This window comes from Roseibium sp. (assembly GCF_050301095.1).
In the GTDB taxonomy this organism is placed as follows: Bacteria; Pseudomonadota; Alphaproteobacteria; order Rhizobiales; family Stappiaceae; genus Roseibium.
Window position 1 is genome coordinate 39,206 of the sequence record NZ_JBNKYW010000125.1, and the last position, 19,245, is coordinate 58,450.

The following is a 19,245-nucleotide window of genomic DNA, read 5'->3' on the forward strand; positions in this document are numbered from 1 at the left end:
GCCGGACCGGGAATCCCCTGTCACGCTTCTGTCATGATGCGTCTCCTTGGGGGGGATGGCAAGCCCGCGCCCTCCGAATGCTCCTTTCAGACGAAAATCCAGCCCTTTTTGAGCCGGAAATACCGGGGAGAACCCGAAAATCGGACGCCACGGCACTTTGCCCAGAAAGAATTTGAAAATTTCCATGATTTTGCCGCATTCCAGCCCTTGGCCAGCCATTTTAACTCCCCATATTCAGATCATACCCTGATGGGTACGACCGGTGAGAGCCGCGGAATGCATTAGCCCCCCAGCCCCCCGAGGCTTTTACAGGTCGACCAGATTTAACGAGTCAAACATCAGGGCAACTGAAGGGCCGGCTACATGCCGGCCCTTTTCATATCCGGGCCCCTATGGCGAACCACCGGGCATCACCCGCCTCAATTCAGAAAACCGCGCAAGAACGCGAGGAACCTCGGGTCCGTACCGTGCGCGACGTTGACCCGCATGGCGGCTTGCCGGCGGTGCTCACGCTGCGGATAGAACACGAACCCGGGCGAAATGAAGATGCTTTGTTCGCTCGCTGCCGCACACAGCTCCTGTTCGTCGACATGTTCCGGAAATTCCACCCAAAGGTAAAAACCCGGAATGGAGCACTCCCGAACGGCAAGGCCGAGGGTTTCCATCGCGTCGACAGCCGCCTTGTAGGCCTCTTCGACCCTGCCTTTGAGACGCCTGAGGTGCCGCAGATAATGCCCGGCCTGAATCAGGTTGAAGACGAAGCGTTCGACATGCTCTGAGGAATTGACGAGCGTGATCATCTTGATGTCGGCGAGCCTGCGGACGATTTCCGGATTACCGGCTACATAGCCGCACCGGAGACTGGCGGAAAGGGTCTTGGAGAAGGTTCCAAGATACAAAACACGGTTCAGCTCGTCGAGCGCTGCCAGTCTCGGCAACGTTGCCGGCAGAATATCGCCAAGCGCATCATTTTCCACCAGAAGAAACCCCCAGCGTTCGGCCAGCTGCATCAGACCGAAGGACCGAGACGGCGACAACGATCCGCCCGTGGGGTTGTGGCCGTGTGACTGGGTCACGAACATCTTGGGCCGGTGGAGGGCAAGCTTGGCCGTCAGGTCTTCAAGGTCCGGTCCGTCCCGGTCCCGGCGGATACCGACGATCCGGACCTTGGCGAATGTCAGCTTGGAAAACAGCGGATAGTAGCCCGGTTCCTCCACGAAGACCGTATCGCCCGGCTCGGTGAAGTGCCGGATGATCAGGTCCAGGCCATGATTGACACCATGTGTCAGGAGAAGGCCTTCCGGCTCCACCTGGATCGATCGCTCCAGAAGCTGCATCCTGAGCCGGTCTCGCAAGGGGCCATATCCCCATGAACTGCCATAGCCGAATTCGATTGCCTCCGGAAAAGGCGCCTTGGCATTGGCGAAATGCCTGCGCAGTTCCGAACCTTCCATCCAGAAAGGCGGCGGGCGGCCGTCGCCGGGGCGCACCTCATAGTGCCTCTCCAGCTGCTCCCGCAACAGCGACATGCCGTCGATTGCCGCCGTGACATGGGGTGCGGGCAGGGGCGGCGAAACGGCGCGGACCTGGGAAATATAGTAGCCGGAGCCCGCACGCGCCTCGAGCAGCCCGCGTGCGACCAGCCGGTCGTAGGCTTCCGCCATCGTGTTTTTCGAAACGCCGTTCTCCCGCGCGGCCTGCCGGATGGAAGGCAGCCTCTCGAAGGGCTTGTAGGCGCCGGCCTCGAGCATCAGCGCGACTTTCTCGACAATCTGGTCGACCCGGGAAAGCTTTCGATTGCCGCCGTTCACTGTCACCGTCCCCTCAATTTTACTGGGACAGTACTGCAAGTATTCCCGCAAACTGTCCCTTGATTGTCCCAATGGTTTTTATGACAGTTTCGCTCATTAGACCAGAGAATGACAGTTTCCTCGGGAGGAAAAAATGACAAAGGTGAGTAGACGCAGCCTTTTGGCGGGTGCTGCGGCAGGTGGGGCGGTTTTGGCCACGCCGGCAGCCGTCAAGGCGCAGGATGCCGTAACATGGCGGATGCAGGCTCTGTGGGATGCCGGGACGACACCCTTCGAGTTTGAAAAGAAATTTGTCGAGCGTGTCGGCGAACTGACCGACGGAAAATTCCGGATCACGCTCTTCTCAGCGGGTCAGCTCGTCCCTGCCAACCAGGCTTTCGACGCCGTCCGGGCCGGCGCATTCGAAATGATGAAAACCTTCGACGGCTACGAGGCCGGCAAGATCCCGGCATTCGCGTTCACCTCGACGATACCCTTCGGCTTCCCGGACTCCGACCAGTACGAAGCCTGGTTCTACGAAAAGGGCGGCCTGGACCTTGCGCGCGAGGCCTATGCCAAGGCGGGTCTTTTCTACATCGCTCCGACTGTCTACGGCGAGGAGCCGATACACTCCACCGTCAGAATGGACAGCATCGCGGACATGGCGGGCAAGAAAGGCCGGTTTGTCGGCCTGGCCTCAGCGGTGATGGGGGATCTCGACGTTTCCGTGACCCCGCTGCCGACGGCGGAAGTCTACACCGCGCTTGAAAAAGGATTGATCGACTTCGCCGACCGGGGCGACCTGACGGCGAATTACGAAGCCGGTCTTGGTGAAGTTGCCAAGTTCATCATCCTGCCAGGCGTTCATCAGCCGACCACCGCCACCAGCTATGTCGCCAACCAGGCGGCCTATCAGGCATTGCCGGAAGCCTTCAGGGCAGCCCTGGCCGTCGCGGCCCGCGAGATTTCCGGAGCCCTGCGTCAGCACATCATGGTGCAGAACGTCGATGTCCTGTCGAAATACGCGGACAAGGGCGTCGAGATCATTCATCTCGACCAGAATGACATTGCCGCGAACCGGACCAAGGCGGTCCACTCCTGGAAGAAAGCAACCAAGGGAGACGATCTGGCGAACCGTGTGCTCGCGAGCCAGACCGAATTCATGACGGCTCTCGGCCTGCTGTGATCGCTTCCCGGCCGGACGGCGGGACGAAACCCACCCAGTCCCGCTGTCCGGTTTCCGCTTCTCCGGCATTTTGCGCAGTTCCATGAAATCAGTCTTCTCCATCGTCACGGGCCTGAACCGGGTGTTTTTCGCCCTGGCCGCAGCCTTGATCTTCGCCGTCGTGCCGATCCTGCTGTTCGAGGTGATCTCCCGCTATGCCTTCGACGCGCCGACTGTCTGGGCGATGGAGGCGAGCACCCTGATCTTCGGGCCCCATTTCATGCTCGCAGGCCCCTATCTGCTGCATCTGAAGGGCCACGTCGCCGTTGACATCTTCAGCGACAAGCTGACCGGCAGGCCCAAGGCGGTGGCCGATATCCTGTCCTTCCTGATCATCGCCACCTTCGCGGGCGTGTTCGCCTGGGTCAGTTGGCCGCTGGCGGTCAATGCCTATTCGCTCGGGGAGACCAGCTTCTCGGCCTGGAACCCTCCGGTCTGGTGGCTGAAGTTCGTCGTGCCGCTGGCGTTTGCGATGCTTTGCGCCCAGGCCCTCGTGGAAGGGTTCCGCACGCTCCCGGTCCTGAAAGACAAAAGCGAGGCTGGCGCATGAGCTCCGAACTTGTCCTTCTCATCATGTTCGCCAGCCTTGTCGGGCTGCTCCTGACCGGCCTGCCGCTGGCCTTCACGCTCGGCGCGCTGGCCCTCGTCTTTACCGTGACCTTGTGGGGCCCCGCCGCCCTCTCGGTGACCGTGCTCAATCTCTACGCCACGATGACCTCGGAATCCCTTCTGGCGATCCCGCTCTACGTCATGATGGCCAGCACGCTGCAGCGATCGGGCGTCATTGAAAGCCTCTACCGGGCGATGGAGCTCTGGTCCCGCCGCCTGCCGGGCGGACTTGCCGTCGGAACGATCGTCATCTGCACGATCATCGCCGCCATGACCGGCATCGTCGGAGCGGCTGTCGCCGCCATGGGAATGCTGGCCCTGCCCTCCATGCTGAAGCGCAGATACAGTGCGGAACTGGCGATCGGGACGATCTGTGCCGGGGGTACGCTCGGGATTCTCATTCCCCCCTCCGTGATAACCATCGTCTACGCGGTCACCGCCCAGGCCTCGATCGGCCAGATGTTCATTGCGGGCGTGGTTCCGGGCCTGCTGCTGGCCTCGCTCTATATCGGCTACATTGTCCTGCGCGCCGCCTTCAACCCGTCGATAGCCCCAAAGCCGGCTTATGAAGATACCGTCACCTGGCAGGAGCGCATCGGCGCTCTGAAATCCCTCGTCCTGCCGCTGCTCATCATCGTCGGTGTGCTCGGCACGATCTACATGGGCGTCGCCACGCCCACGGAAGCTGCCGCGGTCGGCGTTCTGCTGGCTTTCATTTCGTCGGTGATCGAGCGGCGGCTCAATCGGGAGCTCGTCTCCGGCGTTGCCATGGACGTGGTCAAGGTAACGGCCATGATCCTCTGGATCACCATCGGCGCACGCGCCTTCGTTGCGATCTTCACCGGAACGGGAGGCGCCGACTTCCTCCTGTCCTTCATTCAGAACCTGGAGGCAAACCGCTGGATCGTGCTCGCGGTCATGCTGGCGATCCTGTTTTTCCTCGGCATGTTCCTGGACGAGATCGGCATCATCCTGCTGTGCGTACCGGTCTTCCTGCCGGTGATCGACTTTCTTGACTTCGACCGGCTCTGGTTCGGCATTCTCTTCCTGGTGTCGGCGCAGATGGCCTATATCTCGCCGCCCTTCGGCTATACGCTGTTCTACATGAAGGGCGTCCTGCCGGCGGGCATCGGCATGGGTACGGTCTACCGCGCCATCGTGCCCTTCATCCTGCTTCAGGCCCTCGGCATCATCATCTGCGCCCTGTTTCCGGCGCTGGTGCTCTGGCTCCCCCATTCCATGATCAACTAGACCAACAGGACAATCGATGAGCGACTTTACCTCGTCCCGCATTGAAGGCTTTCACAAGCTGGACCCGGCTGCCCGCTTGGAGGCTGTCCGGCGCCAGGCGAACCTCGACAATCTGGCTGCAGGCGACCTTGCCGACGCGGCTGCAGGGCAGATCGCGCTGGCGGACCGGCTGATCGAAAATGCGATCTCCAGCATCGCCATTCCGGTCGGCATCGCAACCAACATGACCGTGGACGGCCGGGACGTGCTGGTGCCGATGGCAACCGAGGAGTCTTCGGTCATTGCAGCCGTCTGCAACTCCGCCAAGCGCTGCCGCGACACCGGCGGCTTCAGGACCTCGACGAGCGGACCGCTGATGGCCGCCCAGATCCAGCTTGTGGGAGCGAGCGATCCGGAAAACGTCCGTCTGCAGGTGCTGGAGCACCTTGAAGACATCAGGGCGATCTGCGACGACACCGACCCTCTTCTCCTGAAAGTGGGCGGCGGGTTCAGGGAGCTGGACATTCGCGTCATTGAAAGCACCGAGGGTCCGATGACCATCGTGCACATTATCGTCGACACCCGCGACGCCATGGGCGCCAATGCCGTCAACAGCATGGCCGAAGCCGTGGCGCCGAAACTGGAAGAGTGGACGGGTGCCCGAAGCCTGCTGCGCATCCTGACGAACCTTGCGGACCGCCGTGTTGCCCGCGTGCGCGCCGTGTGGCCGCTCGCCGAAATCGGCGGCGAAACGGTCCGCGACGACATGCTGTCCGCCTATCGTTTCGCCGATGCCGATCCTTACCGGGCGGCCACCCACAACAAGGGCATCATGAACGGTATCAGCGCCGTCGTGCTTGCGACCGGAAACGACACGAGAGCCATCGAGGCGGGCGCCCACGCCTATGCCGCCCGGGACGGTCGCTATCGCTCGATGTCGCGCTGGGAAAAGGACAGAGACGGTAATCTTGTCGGCACCCTGGAGCTTCCGATGGCGGTGGGCCTGGTCGGCGGCGCCACAAAAATCCACCCCACCGCACAGGCCAATTTGAAGATCCTCGGCGTCAGCACCGCCGACGAGCTCGCCCGGGTCATCGTCTCCATCGGACTGGCACAGAACTTCGGCGCCATGCGCGCCCTTGCCACCACCGGCATTCAGAAGGGGCACATGGCCCTGCATGCCCAGAACGTCGCCCTGATGGTCGGCGCGGTCGGAAAGGAAGTCGATATCGTCGCCAGTGAACTGAAGTCCCTGGGCAAGGTGCGGCAGGATCTGGCGGAGGAAATCCTCGATCGTCTCCGTGCAACCCCTCAAGGCTGAGGAACAGGCGCTTTCCCCAGCCGTACCACTCCGCAGAAATGCCGATCGCGGCTTTGCCTGCTTCCTCCCGGAAAAGGGCAAAGCCGCATTTTTGCGCCTCATCGCTGCATTTGCCTCTTTTCCGGCCCGAAGCTTGTTGTATCCTTTTTTCAGGATGACAACGGACCTGATCGATCTGCGCGCGGCCCGGACCGCGGATTGCGAGGCACTGGCCGGCATTCACTCGGAAGCCTGGCTCGGAGCCTACAGGGGCGTTCTGCATGGCGTCGACCTGCAGAAGATGATCACCCGCCGGGGCCCCGGCTGGTGGCAGGGTGCTTTGGCACGCGGTGTCGACATCAAGATCCTTTCCATCGCCGATGTGCCCGCAGGCTACGCCACTTACGGCCCTTGCCGGTTGCGCAACACCGCGATGGACGGCGAGATTTACGAACTCTACCTGAAACCGGAATACCAGGGCCTCGGCTTCGGCAGGGCCTTGTTCGACAATGTCCGCGAAACACTGGCCGCACGAAACCTGAAGGGGCTGGCGGTCCAGGTGTTGAGCGACAATCAGTCCGCCCGGGCGTTCTACAAGGCCATCGGCGGCCGGCTGGCCGCCAAGTCCTGGTACAGGCTCGGCGGCAAACGGCTGGAACTGTCGATCTATGTCTGGCCAGAGGCCGGAGACTGAACGGCACAAGCGCCGCCCGGCACCGGACTAATTCAAGATACCGGGATTTCCGATGATGTCCGGTTGCCTGGCACAATCGAAGGTGCCGGCCATCGAATCCGCCGCCTGCCGGGCAAGAACATTGGCATTCTTGTTGGCCTGCGCGTCGATCCGTGCGATCTGGCAGGTGCCGCCCCCCGGCAGCAGCTGGGTGACGATCAGCACGCTGCCGGTGCGCGCACCCTCGTCAAGGCTTGGAAACCACCTGAGAATCGTGGCGAAGGGCACGCCGTCGCGCAGCCGCCATTCCAGCGTTTCGTTGACCGTATTGAAATTCGGCAAGGTCTGCTCAGCCGCCGGTTCCTGCTCGGCAGCCGGCCCGAAGGAGACGAACATGCGCAGGTCGCCCTCGGCGACATAGACCGGCTGCCCCCGGTAGCCTGCGCATTCCCAGGCACCGCCAAAGGTTCCTTCCTCTTCAACCCCTTCCGGAGACTGGAACTGGACGCAGTTCTGAAGCTCTATCTTGGTATAATCGCTCGTGATCCCGCCGGCACCGGCTGATTGCACCGGCAGAAATGCCAGGACCGGGAACGCGGCAAGGAAAACCCGGGCCAATCTGTAATTGAAAAACCGCATATTCTATCCTTCGCAATACAAGGCCCGGAGATTAGAGGCATGATCATCAATTAGGTGCAATGCAAAATTAAAGGCTTGAACTTCGGCGGCTGGATTGCGATAGACGCTGCAAAGATCAACAGGAGTTTGCAATGCGTATCGACGCTGTGCCGATTGGCAAGAACCCGCCGGAAGACATCAACGTCATCATCGAGGTCTCCGTTGGCGGCGAGCCGATCAAATACGAAATGGACAAGGAAGCAGGCGCCATGTACGTCGACCGTTTCCTCTACACCCCGATGCGTTATCCGGGCAACTACGGCTTCGTTCCGCACACGCTGTGCGGCGACGGCGACCCGATCGACGTTGTCGTGGTCAACCAGCGGCCGATCGTGCCGGGCGCCATCATGAGCTGCCGTCCGATCGGCGTTCTTCTGATGGAAGACGAATCCGGCCAGGACGAGAAGATCATCGCCGTTCCGACCCACAAGCTGTCCAAGCGCTACGACAACATCCATGACATTTCCGATCTGCCGGATATCACCATGGCCCAGGTCAAGCACTTCTTCGAGCATTACAAGGATCTGGAGCCCGGCAAATGGGTGAAGGTGACCGGTGTCGGCGGTGTCGACGCGGCCAAGAAGCTGATCATCGAATCCATCGACCGCGCCCAGAAGGAAGCTGCCGAATAATCGGCTTCCGCACCTGGAAACTGCTTCGGGGCCGCAGCTGATCTAACGGTCGGCTGCGGCCTCGATGCGTTCCATATCCTGGTCGGACAGTCCGAAGTGATGACCGATTTCATGGATCAGGACGTGGGCGACCACGTCGCCGAGTTTTTCGTCCATGCCGGCCCAATAGTCGAGAATCGGCCGCCGGAACAGCCAGATCCGGTTCGGCATCTGCCCGGTCAGCACCGCGTCGCCCCCCTGGGCCAGCCCGAGACCTTCGAACAAGCCGAGCAACTCGTACGGATCCTCGATCGACAGGGCGTCCAGGACGTCATCGGGCGCATATTCGGCGAGACGGATCTGGATATGGCCGCAGCGCATCAGCAGATCGTCCGGAAGGGTTGCCAGGGTTTCGCTTGCCATGGCTTCAAAATCGGCAAGGTCCGGAGCCTTGCGTTCTGACCAGCTGCTGTGGCTGACCGGCAGGATCGACGCCATTTTCGTTCCTCTGGCGATCTTTGAAGCAGCTGCGTTCGGAACAGCCGCTCCCTCGCTCAATTCTTTTCCGGACACGCAAAGATGGGCCGCCGGCTTGCACCGGCCACGCTTTCCTTGACGGCCCGTTTCGGGATTATTTCACCAAGACGTAGGTAACGAGAAGATAAATCGCCAGTCCTATCGCGAAAATCAGTCCAAGGCCCCGGCCGATCCGGGTGCCCCAGACCTCTGCCCAATCGTCTTCGTCCTTGTCCGCCGCGCTCATGTGGTCCCTGGCGCGCTCGGCCATACGGACAAAGCTGGAACCGGCTACGGTCTCGCTCTCCACCTTCGCCCTGTCGAGCGCCCTCAGGGCGTCCTCGCGCTGCTTTTCCTTCGGATGCCTGGTCTTGCTCATGCCTTCACAGTGGCCGCTTTGCCGCGCCATTTCAACAGCACTGCCGCCAGCAGCGCGAGGCCCGCAAGCCCCGCGGAGGCGACCGCGTTCCAGCCGGCGAAGGAAAGACCGAACATGCGCCAGCTGGCTTCCGTGCAGCTGACAACGCGCGTCGATTGCAGCGCCTGCAGCATGTTGGCGGCCGATTTCGGCGCAGCCGTTCCACCGCCGCAGTCATTGGGGCCCGCCCAGAATTTCCACTCCGCGCCGGCCTGATAGATACCGAGACCGGAGCCATAGGCGAATATGGCGGCCACAGCGAGAAGGACGAGGACGGCCAGACCTTTGCGCCCCGTTCCCATCAGGATCAGAGCCAGTGCCGTCAGCGGCAGACCGGCGTAATAGGGAATACGCTGTTCAAGGCAGAGCTTGCAGGGCACATAACCGCCAATCAGCTGAAAACCCCAGGCGCCCGCGATGACCGCCAGTCCGCCAACCAGAGCCAATCCCGTCAAAATGCGTGCCGTCCGTTCTGCCGTCATGCCGCCCTCTTATTGTCAGAAATACCGAAGCAAAACAAATCCGCCGACCAGCAGCACCACAAATATGGTGAACATGAGGCCAAGCCGCTTTTCGATGAAATCCCTGATGGGCGGGCCGAAAAAATAGAGAAGCCCGGCCACAACGAAGAAGCGCAGCCCGCGTGAGACAATGCTCGCGGCAATGAAGACCACCGGATTAAGGCTGAGGGCTCCGGAAGCAATCGTAATCACCTTGTAGGGAAACGGTGTCAGCCCGGCGATGAAAACGAACCACCAGCCATAATCCTGGAAAATCGCCTTGAATTCATCGACAAAAGCCATCTTGCCGTAGAAGGTCAGAATGGGCACGGCTACCTGCTCGAACAGGAAGGAGCCGATCAGATAGCCGAGAATGCCGCCCGCGACGGAAGTAATCGTGCACAGGAGCGCGTACCACCAGGCTTTCTCGCGGCGCGCGATCACCATCGGGATCAGCAGGATATCCGGCGGGATCGGAAAGACGGAGCTTTCGACGAAGGAAACGGAGCCAAGCGCGGCAGGCGCGCGCGGTCCGGAGGCAAGGGACAGGGTCCAGTCGTAGAGGCGTCTTATCATGCCGCATCCCATAGCCGCAGCCGCGAGAAAAGTCACCTAGGGAAATTTTACCGGCGGCCTGTGATGACGTACTCTGTCTGCCTGTCCGTGATCTGAATGCATCGGGAGGAAGTAATGAAGGCGACAGCCATTGTGCTTGCAACGATAGCATTGGCCTTCATGGCGACAGCACCTGATCCGGCGGTTGCCCAGCAGACCAAGACAGAAGGAACCGTCAAGCTGACCCCGTTCGAGGCCCGAGGCATCACGCTGTCGACGATTTATACGGTGGACGGTAAATTTGCGGAAAAACACGGGGTTGACGTGCCTGCTGCGTTCAGCCTCGCCGCTCCGCGCCGCGAAGGCCAGGAAATTCACGCGCAGGCCAAACCCTCCGGCGGAGGCCCGATCAAGATCTACTTCACGACGGACGACGGCAAGAAGAGCATCTTTTCCTCCCTGCAAATCATCACCTACTCCCTGAAGACCGACGACCCGCAGAAACGGCTCGAAGTCGGTGACTATTTCGCCATCGAACTCCTGAAGAAGCTGGGCACAAATCAGAACACACGGCTGAACATCCGCCGCCCTATCAAGATTGGCGACCTGCCTGCCGCCGAAGTCGTCGGGAATTTCGTGAACAAGGATGGAGACCAATTGCTCGTCCGGCTGGTCGCCCTGGCAAAACCGGGCACCCGGGACGGCATCATCGGTATCGCCGTCGGCCACCCGCGTCAGGGACGGATCAAGAAGGTGGAAGACATTTTCGAAACCAGCGCATCGCTGGCGTTCGACACGCTGGAGTTCAAATAGGTTGAGCCTTGGATCGGGCCACGCGCCTGAAAGATCGGCCCTGGTCAGCGGACTGGTCTGGTACCGAGCCGGCGCTCAAGCAGCCCGAGGGGCGGTAGCGCGGATAGATCTGGAAACAAGCCAGCGCTCAAGTAGCCCGAAGGGCGGTAGCGCAAGTAAGAATGGTGCCCCCCGCCGGAATCGAACCGGCACTCCCGAAGGAACGGGATTTTGAATCCCGCGCGTCTACCAGTTCCGCCAGAGGGGCAACCGGCACCGGAGAGCGTGCCTATCATGCACTTTTGAAGGATGCAAGCGGTTAGCGAATGGTGCCCGCCGTGCAGCGGTAGAATCCACCGGAACCCCCGGCGGCATCCGGCCTGCACTCCACGACACCTGTTAACCGATAATTTACTTTGACGGGAATTTTCGCGGACCTTCTACCTAAAAGCGCAGCAATCGGGTCGGTTGTTAAGGCCGTTTCAACTGCACTCTTCTTAACTGGGGAGACGGTTTTGAGTGGAGTTAACAATGACGCTTTCAGGCAGCGTGACGCGGGCAAAAAGCAAAATCGAGGGCCGGCGGGTACATTCGGATCTGCCGGAAAAACTTGGTTTCCGGACAAGCCGAGAGACCCATGCGGAAGCACCAGCCGGGCTCTTTACTTTGTCTCAGTTGGACAAGACCGCTCTGGAACCCGCACCGATCAATCCGGAGTGGGTACTTGAAGGCGATCCTCAAGCCCGGTGCAAGAACCTGTCCGTGATCGGCGACGACTGGACTGCCGTGGACCATTGGTCATGCACAGCCGGCAAGTTCCGGTGGCAGTATTTTCTCGACGAAACCATTCTGATCCTTGAAGGGGAAGCCTACATCACGGACGACAAGGGCGTCGAATACCACGCTGTACCGGGTGTAACACTGTCCTTTCCGGACGGGTCGGCCGCCAACTGGCACGTTCCGGAATATGTTCGAAAGATCGCCTTCAATCAGAAATCGGTCCCGACCTATTTTCACAAGGTCTGCAGGGCGGTTAACAAGCTCCACCGTTTCCTGTTCAAGTGATGCCGCAAGCGCCTGCGGGAGCCGGCTGGCTGTCCAAAACACCTTAGCCCGCCAACAAAGGCGCAAATTGTGCGCTTTTTCTGGACAGGAACGCCTGGCTTGGCTAGGACTTGGGCATGAGCAAGTCAGGACGTGAGATCGAGCTCAAGCTCGAATTGGACCCCAAAGCGCAGGACGCACTGAAACGGACCGGCGCCGTTGAAGGCTTCGCCGCCGGCAAGACCGTCACCAAGACACTGCAGTCGATCTACTTCGACACGCCCGATCAGGCGCTGCGCAAGGCGAAGATTTCGTTGAGGGTGCGCAAGTCCGGCCGAAGCTGGCTGCAAACGGCAAAGCTTGGCACGGGTGTGATGGGCGGCCTTTCCTCACCGGTCGAGGCGGAACACCCGGTCACCGGCCGGGCGCTCGATCTTGCGGTGATCGAGGACGAAACGGTTCGCGCAAAACTCACGGAAGTCATCGGGGAGGCATCGTTGTCGGAGTGTTTCGAGACGGTCATGAAACGGACCGTCCGGCATCTGACACGGGAAGAAGACGGAACCGATATTGAACTGGCGTTCGACACCGGCAACATATTGGCCGGCAGCGGCAGTCAGCCGCTTGCCGAGTTCGAACTGGAACTGAAGTCCGGTCCGGCGCTTGCCGTTTTCGAGGCGGCCAAGGTTGTCGTGAAGGACGTGCCTTTCCGCTTTTCTCCCTACAGCAAGGCCGAGCGCGGATACCGGTTTGCCGAAGGCCGGGCCGAGCAGGGACCAGCGCCTTTTTTCACCGGGCCACTCGACCTGTCCCCCGGCCTCACCACCGAGCAGGCCTTCCGCGATGTGTTGCGGTCCTGCCTGACGCAGATCTCGGAAAACCGCATGGCCGTTCTTGCCTGTGACGATCCGGAAGGTCCGCACCAGCTGCGGATCGGTCTCCGGCGGCTGCGCAGCGCCTTCAGGCTGTTCGCACCGGTGCTGAATGCCGCCACAACGGCCCCGCTGGATAGAAGCGCCCGCATCATCGCTACGAAGGCCGGCGCCTTGCGGGACATGGATGTGCTGATTGACGAAATCGTCGCCCCGCTTGCCGCGAAAGCCCCTCAGGAACTTGCCTTCGACGCCCTTGTTGAGGATCTCGGCACAGCCCGCGACAAGGCGACCCGCACCGCTCTGAGGGAGCATCTGCGCTCGCACGAACTCAACACTTTCCTGCTCGACCTTGCCGCCTACACGGAAGGTCGCGGCTGGCTCGATCCGGAGAACCTCGATCAGACCGCCCTGCTGGCGCAGCCGGTTACCGCCTTTTCGGCCAAGGCCCTGTCTCGGCAATGGAAGAAAGCCATGAGCTACGGCAAGCGGCTGGAAAAGCTTTCCATCGCGGAGCGCCACGAAATGCGCAAGACACTGAAGAAGATGCGCTATGGCGTCGAATTCTTCGGTTGCCTGTATCCGCCAGGCAAGGTCAAACCGTTTCTCAAGCGCATGAAGAAGCTGCAGGACGTATTCGGCTATCTGAACGATGTCGCCATGGCCGAAATGCTCCCGGACCTGTGCACCGCAAGTGGCGCAAGGGCCATTCCCATTGCCCAGGCGGCCGGCTTTGTCATCGGCTGGCATGAAGCTCGGTGCCAGGACGAATGGCAACACGCCAGAAGCTGCTGGGACGCGGCACGGAAGTCGCCGAAATTCTGGAAATAAATGAAAAGGCCCGCCGGAACGGCGGGCCTTTTGGATCAGATGTCGAACTTGACGCCCTGCGCCAGCGGCAGTTCGGCGGAATAGTTCACCGTCGATGTCTGGCGGCGCATGTAGCCTTTCCAGGCGTCGGAGCCGGATTCACGGCCACCGCCGGTTTCCTTTTCACCGCCGAATGCCCCGCCGATCTCGGCACCGGACGGGCCGATGTTGACGTTGGCGATGCCGCAGTCCGAACCTGTCGCCGACAGGAAGGTTTCCGCTTCGCGCACGTTGAGTGTGAAGATGCAGGAGGAAAGCCCCTGGGGCACGCCGTTCTGCAGCTCGATGGCTTCTTCCAGGTCTTCGTAGCCCATCACATAAAGGATCGGCGCGAAGGTTTCCGTCTTCACGGTCTCGGTCTGACCCGGCATTTCAACCAGCGCAGGTGCGGCATAGGCGCCGCCGGGCACGCCGTCGCTGACGATGGCACCGCCATGAACCTTGCCGCCTTCGGCCCGGGCCTTTTCAAGCGAGGTTTGCATGGCATCGAGCGAAGCCCGGTCGATCAGCGGACCGATCAGGGTGCCTGCTTCACGCGGATCGCCGATCGGAAGACTGTCATAGGCCTTGACGAGTTTTGCAACCAGTTCGTCCTTGATCGACTTGTGCACGATCAGCCGCCGCAGGGAAGTGCAGCGCTGACCGGCGGTTCCGACCGCGGAGAAGACAATGGCGCGAACGGCCATTTCCAGATCGGCGGAGGGCGCGACGATCATCGCGTTGTTGCCGCCGAGTTCCAGGATCGGGCGGCCCCAGCGGGCGGCGACCTTCGGGCCGACGATGCTGCCCATGCGGGTCGACCCGGTGGCCGACAGGATCGGCACATCCCGGGAAGCAACCAGAGATTCACCGACATCGGCCCGGCCGACGACGACCTGCATCAGGCCTTCGGGGGCATCCTCGCCAAAGCGGGCGGCGGCCTTTTCGAAGATCTTCTGGCAGGCCAGTGCCGTCAGCGGCGTCTTTTCCGACGGCTTCCAGATGACAGGGTTGCCGCAGATCAGCGCGAGCGCCGCATTCCAGGACCAGACGGCGACCGGGAAGTTGAAAGCGGTGATGACACCGCAAGGACCCATCGGGTGCCAGGTTTCGGACATACGGTGGCCAGGGCGTTCGGACGCGATCGTCAGGCCGTAGAGCTGGCGCGACTGGCCGACGGCAAAGTCGCAGATATCGATCATTTCCTGGACTTCGCCGAGACCTTCGGAAGTGATCTTGCCGGCTTCGAGCGTCACCAGCGCGCCGAGCGCGTCCTTGGCCGCGCGCAGTTCCTCACCCAGCAGGCGAACCAGTTCACCGCGGCGGGGCGCCGGCACGCTGCGCCATTTCCTGAAGGCAGCCTTCGAACGGGCGATGACGGCATCCATTTCGGCAGGCGGCGTTTCCGCGACCTTCGCGACTTCCGCCCCGTCGATCGGCGAACGGACGACGAGAGTTCCGGCGGCCAGTTCTTCCGCGCCGAGACCGAGCGCGCTCAAAACCTGTGCGTGTTCCATTGTTATCTCCTGTGACAGTGGTGAGGCGCCAACGGCCTCAATCATACAATCAGTTGGTCAACCTGCCGACAGCTTCGGCAATCCGGTCGAGACCCTTTTCCAGATCCGCTTCGGCATAGGCGAAGGAAATCCGGGCGTGACCGGGAAGGCCGAAGGCACGGCCCGGCACGATCGCGACATGCGCTTCGCTCAAGAGCCAGTCGCAGACCGCGGCGTCGTTCTCAAATCCACCGGCCGAGATCAGCCCTTCCAGGTTCGGAAAGACATAGAAAGCCCCGTCCGGAACCGGACAGTGAATGCCGGGGACCGCGTTCAGCCGGTGGGCCACAAGATCGCGCCGGGTCCGGAAAGCATCGCGGCGCTCGCTCAACAGCTCCTGATCGCCGGAAAGAGCCGCAAGTGCGGCCGCCTGCGAAATCGAGCAGGCACCGGAGGTTACCTGCCCCTGAACGGCGGTCATGGCCTTGATCAGTTCCGCCGGACCGATGGCCCAGCCGATCCGCCAACCGGTCATGGCCCAGGCCTTGGAGACGCCGTTGACGATCAATGTGCGGTCCTTGAGCGCTGGCGCCGCATCCGCGAAACTGACAAAGGCAGCGTAGCTCAGGTGCTCGTAGATCTCGTCCGCCAGAACCCAGACCTGCGGGTGGTTCTCAAGGACGCTGGCCAGCGCCTCGATTTCCGCCGCCGAATAGATAGCGCCGGACGGATTGGACGGCGAATTGAGCATGAGCCAGCGCGTCTTCGGCGTGATCGCTGCCTCCAGCTTTTCCGGCGTCAGCTTGAAGCCTTCCGTCATCGGGCAGGACACGGTCACGGCCCGCCCGCCCGCCATCGCAACGATGTCGGAATAGGAGGTCCAATAAGGCGCCGGAATGACGACCTCGTCGCCCGGATTGAGGCTCGCCAGCATGGCATTGGCCAGCACCTGTTTGGCTCCGGTCGACACAAGCACGTTTTCACGGCGCACACCCGCCTGCGCGGCGATAGCATCCCTGAGAACCGGTGTGCCGGCCGTCGGCGGATACTTTGTCTGTCCGCCCACTGCGGCCGCATTCGCCGCTGCGATCACATGCGGCGGCGTCGGAAAGTCCGGTTCGCCCGTGCTCAGAGCGGTTACGTCCCTGCCCTCGGCGCGCAGCAGATTTGCCCGTTCCGAAATCTGCACGATCTCGGACAGGGCAATACCACCGATGCGGTCCGCCCGCTGGAAGACCGGCCTGCTATCCATTGTAGCGGGCACCGTTCTGTGTCTTCAAAAACGCGTCGAGCGAGACATCTTCCTGCTTCAGGAAGCCCTTGCCCGGCAGGGCGCCGTCGCGGACCATCTCGATGATGGCAACGACCGAAGAAGCCGTAGTCCAGGCAATCGCCGTCCGCTCCTTGCCCGCGATCTCGACCGGCTTCAGCCCGCGCACGAATTCGTTGCGCCGCATGTGGCCGTCGATTTCGCCTTCGGCGGAAACGTGGATGAAAACGATGTCGTCGTTCACCGGCGGTTTCGCGTTCACCAGAATTTCCCCGGCTTCCTGACGGCGTTCGCGCATGAGAAGCTCGTGGAAGAAGAAGTTCATCAGCTGGACGTGGCCGGGATAGCGCATGGTCTTGTAGTCCATGTTCGGCACCCGGTCCTTGTAGGTGTCGCACATGGTGCCGAGGCCGCCGGACGTCGTGAAGGCTTCCAGCTCGATGCCGCCGATAACGATCTTCTCGATCCATTCCATCGGCGAGACCCATTTGATTTCGCCGTTTTCAAGCACTTCGCAGTCATTGAGATATTCGTTGACGACGCCTTCCGGCGACCAGTTGAACGAATAACCCATCAGGCCGGTCGGATTCTGCGGCAGCGCGCCGACACGCATCTTGCAGGAGCGGCAGCTGTCGAGCTGCTCGATCAGATGCGCGCCGACAATGCCGACAAAGCCGGGGGCCAAGCCGCATTGCGGTGCCATAAGGCCCCGGGAGGTTTCGGAAAGCTTCAGGATGGCCTTGGTGGTCGGCACGTCTTCCGTCAGGTCGAAATAATGCAGGCCGAGGCCGTGCGCGACTGTGGCGACGCCAACATTAAGGAAATACGGCAGGCAGGACAGGACCGCGTCGAAGCCGGTCAGAGCCGTGGTCAGGGCGTCCGTGTTGCTGACATCTATCCGCCGGGTCTCGAACGGCAGGTCGGCGGCAGTATGGTTGTCGAAACCGGTGACGGTAAAGCCGCTTTCGTGCAAGAGCTCGCTGGCAAGCGTGCCGACTTTACCTAGACCAAGGACTGCAATCTTTTGCATGTCCGAAACTCCCCTTAAAAATTCCATGTTGCAGAATACCGCGTCTTGACCGGCACAATAACGCGTGAAAAATAGATATTTTCATGAGTAAAACTCATACTAAACAGGTGAACAGGTGAACCGGGACATTCCAATACCCAGCATTTCCGTGCTCCGCTGCTTCGAGGCGGCGGCGAAGCACCAGAGTTTCACGGCGGCGGCGGAGGAACTCGGCCTGACCCAAAGCGGCGTCAGTCGGCAAGTCAAGGAACTGGAGGACCAGATCGGGGCGGCCCTCTTCCGCCGGGAGGGGCGCGGCATCCGGCTGACACGGGCAGGACGATCCTTTGCGGACGCCATATTCTCCGATCTCGCACGGTTGCGCAGAACGGTTTCCCAGGCCGTCGCGGCCGGTGAATCCCAGGAGGTGCTGTCGATCGCCGTCCTGCCGACCTTCGCGGAACGCTGGCTGGTGCCGCGGCTCGGCGACTTCAAGGCCCGGCGCGCGAATCTGGATCTGATGGTCTACAGCCGGTCTGACCCCTTCGACCTGGCCGACCAGGGCATCGAGGTCGCCATCCATTTCGGAACGAACGACTGGCCGGGAGCAAAGCTGACGCCGCTTTGCCCGGAAGACCTTGTGGTGGTGGCCTCGCCTGCGCTGATCGAGGCCAACGCGGTCAAAGACGCCCCGGACATCTTCAACATGCCGCTGCTCCACCTGACATCGCGTCCGCACCTGTGGCGCGTTTTTCAGAAAACCCTGCCCGAGGTAACGGCCCATGCACAGCAGGGCAGCTATTTCGACCAGTTTTCGCTGATCATCTCGGCAGCAGTGAGCGGTCAGGGCGCGGCCATCCTGCCAACTTACCTCATCGAACCCGAGCTTGCCTCCGGCACCCTGATCCAGCTTGCCTCCGTGGTCGACGGATCGGGACACAACTACTATGTGGCAACGCCACCGGGAAGGCGGAGCGCGGCGGCGGTCGAATTCACCACCTGGATCCAGAGGCAGGTCAGCCGCCGGGTCGCGCGCTGACGCAGGCCCGCGCTCAGTCTTTCGGGGCGATCGTCAGAATGTCCGGAAAGGAGACGGGTGCCCAGGCGCCCGTCAGCTTGCAGGTGACGAGATCCTCTTCCCGCGAGACCATCTGGTCCTGCCGGGCGAGCTCGGAAATGGTTGCCTGCAGCGCTTCGATTTCCCGGGCGATGAAGGCCGCCGTGTCCGGCAGCATACGCCGGGACACGGTGAAAAACGGGCTGTTTTGACCGCCTGCATTGGAAATCGCCTGATCCAGGAACTTCAGATTGATCTCTTTCAGGAGCGGGATCAGCGGACCGTCCAGCCGGAACTGGATCGGATCCTTCCGGGTGATCTTGATCCGGTTGCCCGCGTGGACCTCGGCAAGCCCCAGCGCTTCAAGGTCCTGCCCGAAGCGGAACATGTCCTGACCGCTCAGGCCGAAGCGTTCCTCGATCAAATGCTGCGGGATCGGTTCGCGCAGCAGGATAAACAGGAAGAAAAGGGAGGGATCGGCTGCCAGCCGGGCTTCGGTCGCCACCGGCAGCACGCTGGCCTTTTCCGACACCCGGGCCGCCCGGTGGAGCACATCGGCCAGCGGCACCTCCAGGATATCGCAGATCTCGAGCAGTCGGCCGAGCTTGCAATCCTGACCGGCAAAGATTCTTTTGACCGTCGGCTCGGACACATTCATCCTCCCGGCAAGATCGGCATAAGTCATGCCTCTGGCCTTCAGAATTCCCTGGAGTGTCTTGAAGGTGTCTCCGCGCATATGCCCTCTTGATCC

General features: G+C 61.5%; 20 protein-coding genes and 1 tRNA gene. 10 read left to right on the forward strand and 11 right to left on the reverse strand.

Annotation, left to right across the window (positions count from 1 at the left end; translation table 11 throughout):
- Nucleotides 1–419: 419 nt before the first annotated feature.
- Complete coding sequence (locus ACQY7U_RS11565; protein WP_428644592.1) at nucleotides 420–1,817, reverse strand: PLP-dependent aminotransferase family protein; 1,398 nt, start codon at nucleotides 1,815–1,817, stop codon at nucleotides 420–422.
- Nucleotides 1,818–1,944: 127 nt separating this feature from the next.
- Between ACQY7U_RS11565 and dctP the strand changes: the two genes are divergently transcribed.
- The 5 genes from dctP (at nucleotide 1,945) to ACQY7U_RS11590 (ending at nucleotide 6,848) form a co-directional block, all read left to right on the forward strand.
- Nucleotides 1,945–2,976, forward strand: a complete 1,032-nt coding sequence (gene dctP / locus ACQY7U_RS11570; RefSeq protein WP_428644593.1) for a TRAP transporter substrate-binding protein DctP — start codon at nucleotides 1,945–1,947, stop codon at nucleotides 2,974–2,976.
- Nucleotides 2,977–3,058: 82 nt separating this feature from the next.
- Nucleotides 3,059–3,565, forward strand: a complete 507-nt coding sequence (locus tag ACQY7U_RS11575) for a TRAP transporter small permease subunit (protein WP_428644595.1) — start codon at nucleotides 3,059–3,061, stop codon at nucleotides 3,563–3,565.
- Nucleotides 3,562–4,875: a TRAP transporter large permease gene (locus ACQY7U_RS11580; protein WP_428644596.1), complete on the forward strand. Its 1,314-nt coding sequence runs from the start codon at nucleotides 3,562–3,564 to the stop codon at nucleotides 4,873–4,875. The genes ACQY7U_RS11575 and ACQY7U_RS11580 overlap by 4 nt, the downstream gene beginning before the upstream one ends.
- A gap of 16 nt (nucleotides 4,876–4,891) precedes the next feature.
- A complete protein-coding gene (locus ACQY7U_RS11585; RefSeq protein ID WP_428644598.1) occupies nucleotides 4,892–6,175 on the forward strand; it encodes a hydroxymethylglutaryl-CoA reductase, degradative in 1,284 nt (427 codons plus the stop codon).
- Between the two features lie 154 nt (nucleotides 6,176–6,329).
- The gene (locus ACQY7U_RS11590; RefSeq protein WP_428644600.1) at nucleotides 6,330–6,848 is read left to right on the forward strand and encodes an N-acetyltransferase family protein; all 519 of its coding nucleotides are present in this window, start codon (nucleotides 6,330–6,332) and stop codon (nucleotides 6,846–6,848) included.
- 27 nt (nucleotides 6,849–6,875) lie between these two features.
- Here ACQY7U_RS11590 and ACQY7U_RS11595 read toward each other — a convergent pair whose 3' ends face one another.
- A complete protein-coding gene (locus tag ACQY7U_RS11595) occupies nucleotides 6,876–7,466 on the reverse strand; it encodes a hypothetical protein (protein ID WP_428644602.1) in 591 nt (196 codons plus the stop codon).
- Nucleotides 7,467–7,597: 131 nt separating this feature from the next.
- On the opposite strand from ACQY7U_RS11595, the gene ppa reads away from it, so the two are divergent.
- Nucleotides 7,598–8,137 carry an inorganic diphosphatase gene (gene ppa, locus ACQY7U_RS11600; protein WP_428644604.1) on the forward strand — a complete coding sequence of 180 codons (540 nt, stop codon included), beginning with the start codon at nucleotides 7,598–7,600 and terminating at the stop codon, nucleotides 8,135–8,137.
- Between the two features lie 42 nt (nucleotides 8,138–8,179).
- On the opposite strand, the gene ACQY7U_RS11605 is transcribed toward ppa, so the two are convergent.
- The 4 genes from ACQY7U_RS11605 to ACQY7U_RS11620 form a co-directional block, all read right to left on the reverse strand.
- Nucleotides 8,180–8,614, reverse strand: coding sequence for a metallopeptidase family protein (locus ACQY7U_RS11605; protein WP_428644606.1), 435 nt, complete (start codon nucleotides 8,612–8,614; stop codon nucleotides 8,180–8,182).
- A gap of 133 nt (nucleotides 8,615–8,747) precedes the next feature.
- A complete protein-coding gene (locus ACQY7U_RS11610; protein WP_428644608.1) occupies nucleotides 8,748–9,011 on the reverse strand; it encodes a hypothetical protein in 264 nt (87 codons plus the stop codon).
- Nucleotides 9,008–9,532, reverse strand: a complete 525-nt coding sequence (locus tag ACQY7U_RS11615) for a disulfide bond formation protein B (RefSeq protein ID WP_428644610.1) — start codon at nucleotides 9,530–9,532, stop codon at nucleotides 9,008–9,010. Before ACQY7U_RS11615 ends, ACQY7U_RS11610 begins: the two co-directional genes overlap by 4 nt.
- 15 nt (nucleotides 9,533–9,547) lie before the next feature.
- Nucleotides 9,548–10,126, reverse strand: coding sequence for a YqaA family protein (locus ACQY7U_RS11620; RefSeq protein ID WP_428644611.1), 579 nt, complete (start codon nucleotides 10,124–10,126; stop codon nucleotides 9,548–9,550).
- A gap of 114 nt (nucleotides 10,127–10,240) precedes the next feature.
- Here ACQY7U_RS11620 and ACQY7U_RS11625 point away from each other — a divergent pair, with 114 nt between their 5' ends.
- The gene (locus ACQY7U_RS11625; protein WP_428644612.1) at nucleotides 10,241–10,918 is read left to right on the forward strand and encodes a hypothetical protein; all 678 of its coding nucleotides are present in this window, start codon (nucleotides 10,241–10,243) and stop codon (nucleotides 10,916–10,918) included.
- Between the two features lie 162 nt (nucleotides 10,919–11,080).
- Here the strand turns inward: ACQY7U_RS11625 and ACQY7U_RS11630 are convergent.
- Nucleotides 11,081–11,165 (reverse strand) — tRNA-Leu (locus ACQY7U_RS11630).
- 263 nt (nucleotides 11,166–11,428) lie between these two features.
- Between ACQY7U_RS11630 and ACQY7U_RS11635 the strand changes: the two genes are divergently transcribed.
- Together ACQY7U_RS11635 and ACQY7U_RS11640 are read left to right on the forward strand one after the other, a co-directional pair.
- The gene (locus ACQY7U_RS11635) at nucleotides 11,429–11,962 is read left to right on the forward strand and encodes a cupin domain-containing protein (protein ID WP_428644613.1); all 534 of its coding nucleotides are present in this window, start codon (nucleotides 11,429–11,431) and stop codon (nucleotides 11,960–11,962) included.
- Nucleotides 11,963–12,078: 116 nt separating this feature from the next.
- Nucleotides 12,079–13,644: a CHAD domain-containing protein gene (locus tag ACQY7U_RS11640; protein WP_428644615.1), complete on the forward strand. Its 1,566-nt coding sequence runs from the start codon at nucleotides 12,079–12,081 to the stop codon at nucleotides 13,642–13,644.
- A 35-nt stretch (nucleotides 13,645–13,679) separates the two neighbouring features.
- Here the strand turns inward: ACQY7U_RS11640 and amaB are convergent, their stop codons facing one another.
- Genes amaB through ACQY7U_RS11655 form a run of 3 tightly spaced genes read right to left on the reverse strand, consistent with a single transcriptional unit; the run spans nucleotide 13,680 to nucleotide 17,458 of the window.
- Nucleotides 13,680–15,179: an L-piperidine-6-carboxylate dehydrogenase gene (gene amaB, locus ACQY7U_RS11645; protein ID WP_428644617.1), complete on the reverse strand. Its 1,500-nt coding sequence runs from the start codon at nucleotides 15,177–15,179 to the stop codon at nucleotides 13,680–13,682.
- 49 nt (nucleotides 15,180–15,228) lie between these two features.
- The gene (locus tag ACQY7U_RS11650) at nucleotides 15,229–16,410 is read right to left on the reverse strand and encodes a pyridoxal phosphate-dependent aminotransferase (RefSeq protein WP_428644618.1); all 1,182 of its coding nucleotides are present in this window, start codon (nucleotides 16,408–16,410) and stop codon (nucleotides 15,229–15,231) included.
- Nucleotides 16,403–17,458, reverse strand: coding sequence for a saccharopine dehydrogenase C-terminal domain-containing protein (locus ACQY7U_RS11655; protein ID WP_428644620.1), 1,056 nt, complete (start codon nucleotides 17,456–17,458; stop codon nucleotides 16,403–16,405). Before ACQY7U_RS11655 ends, ACQY7U_RS11650 begins: the two co-directional genes overlap by 8 nt.
- Nucleotides 17,459–17,573: 115 nt before the next feature.
- Here ACQY7U_RS11655 and ACQY7U_RS11660 point away from each other — a divergent pair, with 115 nt between their 5' ends.
- Nucleotides 17,574–18,476, forward strand: a complete 903-nt coding sequence (locus tag ACQY7U_RS11660; protein WP_428644621.1) for a LysR substrate-binding domain-containing protein — start codon at nucleotides 17,574–17,576, stop codon at nucleotides 18,474–18,476.
- Nucleotides 18,477–18,489: 13 nt separating this feature from the next.
- Here ACQY7U_RS11660 and ACQY7U_RS11665 read toward each other — a convergent pair.
- Nucleotides 18,490–19,245, reverse strand: a 756-nt coding sequence (locus ACQY7U_RS11665; RefSeq protein ID WP_428644622.1) for a helix-turn-helix domain-containing protein, incomplete at its 5' end; no start/stop codon positions are given.

Excerpts from the sequence above, each read along its gene's own strand:
- ACQY7U_RS11585 (WP_428644598.1), top strand. The coding sequence starts at position 4,892 with ATGAGCGACTTTACCTCGTCCCGCATTGAAGGCTTTCACAAGCTGGAC.
- ACQY7U_RS11625 (WP_428644612.1), top strand. The coding sequence starts at position 10,241 with ATGAAGGCGACAGCCATTGTGCTTGCAACGATAGCATTGGCCTTCATG.
- ACQY7U_RS11575 (WP_428644595.1), top strand. The coding sequence starts at position 3,059 with ATGAAATCAGTCTTCTCCATCGTCACGGGCCTGAACCGGGTGTTTTTC.
- dctP (WP_428644593.1), top strand. The coding sequence starts at position 1,945 with ATGACAAAGGTGAGTAGACGCAGCCTTTTGGCGGGTGCTGCGGCAGGT.
- ACQY7U_RS11635 (WP_428644613.1), top strand. The coding sequence starts at position 11,429 with ATGACGCTTTCAGGCAGCGTGACGCGGGCAAAAAGCAAAATCGAGGGC.
- ACQY7U_RS11605 (WP_428644606.1), bottom strand. The coding sequence starts at position 8,614 with ATGGCGTCGATCCTGCCGGTCAGCCACAGCAGCTGGTCAGAACGCAAG.
- ACQY7U_RS11640 (WP_428644615.1), top strand. The coding sequence starts at position 12,079 with ATGAGCAAGTCAGGACGTGAGATCGAGCTCAAGCTCGAATTGGACCCC.
- ACQY7U_RS11580 (WP_428644596.1), top strand. The coding sequence starts at position 3,562 with ATGAGCTCCGAACTTGTCCTTCTCATCATGTTCGCCAGCCTTGTCGGG.
- ppa (WP_428644604.1), top strand. The coding sequence starts at position 7,598 with ATGCGTATCGACGCTGTGCCGATTGGCAAGAACCCGCCGGAAGACATC.
- ACQY7U_RS11655 (WP_428644620.1), bottom strand. The coding sequence starts at position 17,458 with ATGCAAAAGATTGCAGTCCTTGGTCTAGGTAAAGTCGGCACGCTTGCC.
- amaB (WP_428644617.1), bottom strand. The coding sequence starts at position 15,179 with ATGGAACACGCACAGGTTTTGAGCGCGCTCGGTCTCGGCGCGGAAGAA.
- ACQY7U_RS11650 (WP_428644618.1), bottom strand. The coding sequence starts at position 16,410 with ATGGATAGCAGGCCGGTCTTCCAGCGGGCGGACCGCATCGGTGGTATT.
- ACQY7U_RS11620 (WP_428644611.1), bottom strand. The coding sequence starts at position 10,126 with ATGATAAGACGCCTCTACGACTGGACCCTGTCCCTTGCCTCCGGACCG.
- ACQY7U_RS11615 (WP_428644610.1), bottom strand. The coding sequence starts at position 9,532 with ATGACGGCAGAACGGACGGCACGCATTTTGACGGGATTGGCTCTGGTT.
- ACQY7U_RS11595 (WP_428644602.1), bottom strand. The coding sequence starts at position 7,466 with ATGCGGTTTTTCAATTACAGATTGGCCCGGGTTTTCCTTGCCGCGTTC.
- ACQY7U_RS11590 (WP_428644600.1), top strand. The coding sequence starts at position 6,330 with ATGACAACGGACCTGATCGATCTGCGCGCGGCCCGGACCGCGGATTGC.
- ACQY7U_RS11610 (WP_428644608.1), bottom strand. The coding sequence starts at position 9,011 with ATGAGCAAGACCAGGCATCCGAAGGAAAAGCAGCGCGAGGACGCCCTG.